Annotated in this window: 3 protein-coding genes; all 3 read right to left on the bottom strand. The window is 67.4% G+C overall.

From position 1 onward, the window contains the following. Positions 1-162: 162 nt before the first annotated feature. Positions 163-1,539 carry a PucR family transcriptional regulator gene (locus tag AC5RWT_RS34435; protein ID WP_494084143.1) on the bottom strand — a complete coding sequence of 459 codons (1,377 nt, stop codon included), beginning with the start codon at positions 1,537-1,539 and terminating at the stop codon, positions 163-165. Between the two features lie 128 nt (positions 1,540-1,667). Beyond that, on the bottom strand, positions 1,668-4,409 hold the full coding sequence (aceE, locus tag AC5RWT_RS34430; protein ID WP_494084142.1) for a pyruvate dehydrogenase (acetyl-transferring), homodimeric type: 2,742 nt from the start codon (positions 4,407-4,409) through the stop codon (positions 1,668-1,670). A gap of 369 nt (positions 4,410-4,778) precedes the next feature. Next, positions 4,779-4,990, bottom strand: a 212-nt coding sequence (locus AC5RWT_RS34425) for a hypothetical protein (protein WP_494084141.1), incomplete at its 5' end; no start/stop codon positions are given.

Genomic DNA, 4,990 nt, shown 5'->3' with positions numbered 1-4,990 from the left:
GGATTGAGGAACCCGGGGGTCTGGGAGCCCTGGCCCGGGCAGACTATTGCAAGCACGTATTCAAGCTTTCCAAAGAGGAGTCGGTTTCCACGGGGTTTCGGCACACGAAGCTCGCCGGACCGCTTTGTAGGAAGTCTACAAGGTGGCCGTGGCTATCGCAGTCTACTGGCGGCTCGGCGCGCGGTCCTTGGCGCTCCGCGCAGGGGCGATCAGGCGGCCCACGCCCAGCGCGGTCTGGAGCACGAAGGCCTCCCGCGGCAGCAGGGGATCCCAGCCGGTGACGTCGCATACCCGGCGCAGCCGGTAGCGCACGGTGTTGGCGTGGACGAACAGTTCACGCGCCGTGGCTTCCAGCGAATGCCCCAGCGACAGGTAGCTGGAAAGGGTCTCGACCAGCCCGTTACCCGCGTTGATCAGCGGCACGTAGATGTATTTGTAGAGGTCGCGGCGCGCGGCGTCGTCACCGGACATCACCCGTTCCGGCCACAGGTCGTTGGCGGCTACCGGCCGCGGCGCCGCGGGCCAGGCCCTGGCAGCGCTGAGGCCGGCGAATGCGGCCTGCGCCGAGCTGCTGGCGTCCACGAGCGAGCGGGCTTCGGGGCCGTAGACCACCGGGCCGGGGCCGAAAAGCTCGGCCAGGCGCACAAACGCGCTGTCTTGGTCTGACAGGCCGCCCAGCACCAGGATCAGCCGGTCGCCCTGAATGCCCACCAGTGTGTCCGCGGCGTAGCGGGAGCTGGCGCGACGCAGTTCGGTCACGAAGCTGGGGCCGGGTTCGCCGGGGGAGCCGCCCACCATCACGGTGATGGGGCCGGTGGTTTTCCAGCCGACCGCGGCGATGCGTGAGCGCAGGGCGTCGGAGCTTTCGCCGCGCAGGATCGCGTCGACCACGAGGGCCTCAAGCCGGGTGTCCCAGGACCCGCGCGTCTCTGCGGCGCGGGCGTAGACGTCGGCGGCCGCGAAGGCCACTTCACGCGAGTAGCGCAGCACGGCTTCGCGCAATTGCGCCTCGTCGCTGCCGCCGGCAAGGTCGGGGACTTCGTCTTCCACGGCTTCGACCACTACGCGGATCAGCTGCAGGGCACGCTGCAGGCTGATGGAGCGGGTCAGCTCGGTGGGGGCGGTGCCGAACACGTCGTTCATCACCCAGGCCGGGGACGTGGGCCGTTCATACCAGGTCACAAAGGACGCGATGCCCTTCTGCGCCACCAGTCCCAGCGCAGAGCGCTCGTCCGGCCGGAGCCCGCGGTACCAGGGCAAATCCGCATCCAGCCGCTTCAGGGTCGCGGTAGCCAGCGCGCCAACCTTGGACCGCAGCCGTTCCAGCGTTTCCGGGTTCCCGGTCGCGGCGCGGTCGCCTTTCCGCCCTGCGCCTGCGCGCCCGGCACCTTCTCGCCCTGCGCCTGCGCGCCCGGCACCTGCGGGGCCGCGGCCGGCCACCGGTTTCGACGGCGGTGCCTGGGTTCCTGCGGATTTCTCGGCGGCCGCCGTGCCCGGCTGGGCAGCTGTATCGGCGGGTTCGGTCCGGGCTTGGGGCATGCAATGAGCATACGCACTTGGCCGGGCAAGCTCCATTCCGGCTTTTGTGTGGTTCCTACTAAAACAGGCGGCGGACCCGGCCGAAAAAGGCCGAATCCGCCGCCTGCGCAGTGGTGCAGTTGCCGGGGTTAGGAGTCGCCCCCGGCGTTGCCCGAAGTGCCGGCGTTGACGTCCATCAGCCGGTACTTCTCGAACGCGTCGCGCGGCACGCTCTCGTCGACCTCGCCCCGGCGGGCCAGCATCTGCAGTGCCCGGACCACGATCGAGTGGCTGTCGATCTTGAAGAACCGCCGGGCAGCGGCGCGGGTGTCGGAGAACCCAAAGCCGTCGGCGCCGAGCGTGGCGAACTCGTTGGGCAGGTACTGACGGATCTGGTCTGGCACGGCAGCCATGTAGTCGGTGACGGCCACCACCGGGCCCGTCGCGCCTTCGAGCTGCTGGGCGACGAAGGGCTTGCGCGGTTCCGATCCGGGGTTCAGGAACGCCTCTTCCTCGGCGGCCAGGCCGTCGCGGCGGAGTTCGTTCCAGCTGGTCACGGACCAGACATCGGCGGAGACGCCCCAGTCGTCGGCGAGCAGTTGCTGGGCTTCCAGGGCCCAGGGCACGGCCACGCCGGAGGCCAGCAGCTGGGTGCGCGGCCCGTCCACCTTGGCCGGAGCCAGCAGGTAGATGCCCTTGACCAGGCCCTCCACGTCCAGTTCTTCCGGTTCGGTGGGCTGGATGATCGGCTCGTTGTACACGGTCAGGTAGTACATCACGTTGGGATCCGGATGGTTCCCCCCGTACATGCGCTCCAGGCCGGCACGCATGATGTGCCCGATCTCGTACCCGTAGGCCGGGTCGTAGGTGACGACGGCCGGGTTCGTGGAGGCCAGGATCGGGGAGTGTCCGTCAGCGTGCTGCAGGCCCTCGCCGGTCAGCGTGGTCCGTCCGGCAGTGGCGCCGATGACGAAGCCGCGGGCCATCTGATCGGCGGCGGCCCAGAAGAAGTCGCCCGAGCGCTGGAAGCCGAACATCGAGTAGAAGATGTAGATCGGCACCAGCGGCTGGCCGTGGGTGGCGTAGGACGTGCCGACGGCGGTGAAGGCGGCGGTGGAGCCGGACTCATTGATGCCGGTATGCAGGATCTGGCCCTGCGGGGACTCCTTGTACGCCAGGACCAGGTCGCGGTCCACCGAGAGGTAGTTCTGGCCCTTGGGGTTGTAGATCTTCGCGGTCGGGAAGAACGAGTCCATGCCGAAGGTCCGGGCTTCGTCCGGAATGATCGGAACCACTCGGGCGCCGAATTCCTTGTCCCGCATCAGGTCCTTGAGCAGCCGGACGAACGCCATGGTGGTGGCGGCCTGCTGCTTGCCGGAGCCGCGCTTGGCGACCTCGTAGGCCTTGTCCTCGGGCAGGTGGAGCTGCTGGTGCTTGGTCCGGCGCTCCGGAACAGCACCGCCGAGGGCGGCGCGTCGTTCCATCATGTACTTGATCTCCGGGGTGTCCGGCCCCGGGTTGTAGTACGGCGGCCGGTACGGATCGGCTTCGAGTTCCTCATCCGAAATCGGGATGCGCAGGTGGTCCCGGAAGTCCTTCAGGTCCTGCAGGGTCAGCTTCTTCATCTGGTGCGTCGCGTTGCGCCCCTCGAAGTGCGTGCCCAGGCCGTAGCCCTTGACCGTCTGGGCCAGGACCACCGTGGGCTTGCCCTTGAACTCGGTGGCAGCCCGGTACGCGGCGTAGACCTTGTGGTAGTCGTGGCCGCCGCGCTTGAGGTTCCAGATCTGCTCGTCGGTCATGTCCGCGACCATTTCCTTGGTCTGCGGGGTCTTGCCGAAGAAGTGCTCACGGACGAACCCGCCGGATTCGGCCTTGTAGGTCTGGTAGTCGCCGTCGAGGGTGGAGTTCATGATGTCCACCAGCGCGCCGTCCTGGTCCTTGGCCAGCAGCTCATCCCACTCGCGGCCCCAGGTCACCTTGATGACATGCCAGCCGGCGCCGCGGAAGAAGGCTTCGAGCTCCTGCATGATCTTTCCGTTGCCGCGCACGGGTCCGTCCAGGCGCTGCAGGTTGCAGTTGATCACGAAGGTGAGGTTGTCCAGCTTTTCGTTGGCGGCCAGCTGCAGGAAGCCGCGCGATTCCGGCTCGTCCATCTCGCCGTCGCCCAGGAACGCCCAGACGTGCTGGTCGGACGTGTCCTTGATTCCGCGGTTGTGGAGGTAGCGGTTCAGCTGCGCCTGGTAGATGGCGTTGGCCGGGCCAATGCCCATGGACACGGTGGGGAATTCCCAAAACTCGGGCATGGAGCGCGGGTGCGGGTAGGAGGGCAGGGCGTGGCCTTGCCGGGACTTCTCCTGCCGGAAACCGTCCAGGTCCTCCTCGGTCAGCCGGCCTTCAAGGAACGCGCGGGCGTACATGCCGGGGGAGGCGTGGCCCTGGAAGAAGACCTGGTCGCCGCCGCCGGGGTGGTCCTTGCCGCGGAAGAAGTGGTTGTAGCCGACTTCATACAGGGTGGCCGCGCCGGCGTAGGTGGAAATGTGGCCGCCCACGCCGATGTCCGGGCGCTGCGCCCGGTGTACCAGCATGGCGGCGTTCCAGCGCATCCAGGCACGGTAGCGGCGCTCGATCTCTTCGTCGCCGGGGAACTCCGGCTCCTGGTCCACCGGAATGGTGTTGACGTAGTCGGTGGTGGTGACCATCGGCACGCCTACGCTCTGCGCACCCGCACGCTGCAGGAGGGAGCGGACAATGTATTGGGCACGTTCGGTGCCCCGGGAATCCACCAGGCCGTCGAAGGATTCGATCCATTCGGCGGTTTCTTCGGGATCGCGATCCGACAGCTGGCTTGTCAGCCCGCTCAGGATGTGCGAGGTATCTTCTCCTGCGCTCACGTCCAACCTCTCATACGTGCAGATTGTGTCTGCGCCTTACGTGGCATAGCGACCCGGCGCATGGTCCGGCCGGGAGGGATATTCTTCAGTGCCACTCTAACTGTTCACCGCATTACAACGCAGCCGAAGCCCGCCATGCCAGTTATTACGACGGCGGCCCATCGCACGGTTACGACGGCGGCCCATCGCACGGTTCGACGGCGGCGGACCGCACGGTTCGACGGCGGCGCACCGCACGCTTCGACAAACGGCGCACGACGACGGCGGGAGCGCGCCGCCGTCGTCCTTCGGCCGCGTGGCCGCCCGGCCACTATTAAGCAGCACGGCAAGCCCTGCCGAAAGCGGACCGAAAGCGCCACCCGGAACCGTTCAAGAGGGGCGCGCCGCGGCAAAAAATCCGCACCGGCGTGCGGGTGGCTTGAAGCGACGGCGATTAGGGTGTTGGCTTGTAACTAGCAACACGCCCGCCGTCATCGACGGGCGCATCAATACGTTCCATACAGGAGGAGCACAGTGGGCGAGGCCGAAGCCGCCGCGGTAGAGAATGTGGCAGGCAATTTGGGTTTCAAAGACGGAGACCT

Source organism: Arthrobacter sp. Dra40 (genome assembly GCF_059091905.1).
The sequence above is the reverse complement of the archived record's forward strand: the minus strand, read 5'-3'. Positions and strand labels throughout refer to the sequence as shown.

What these genes read in the sequence shown, in the direction of transcription:
- AC5RWT_RS34435 (WP_494084143.1), bottom strand. Translation starts at nt 1,539, where the DNA reads ATGCCCCAAGCCCGGACCGAACCCGCCGATACAGCTGCCCAGCCGGGC.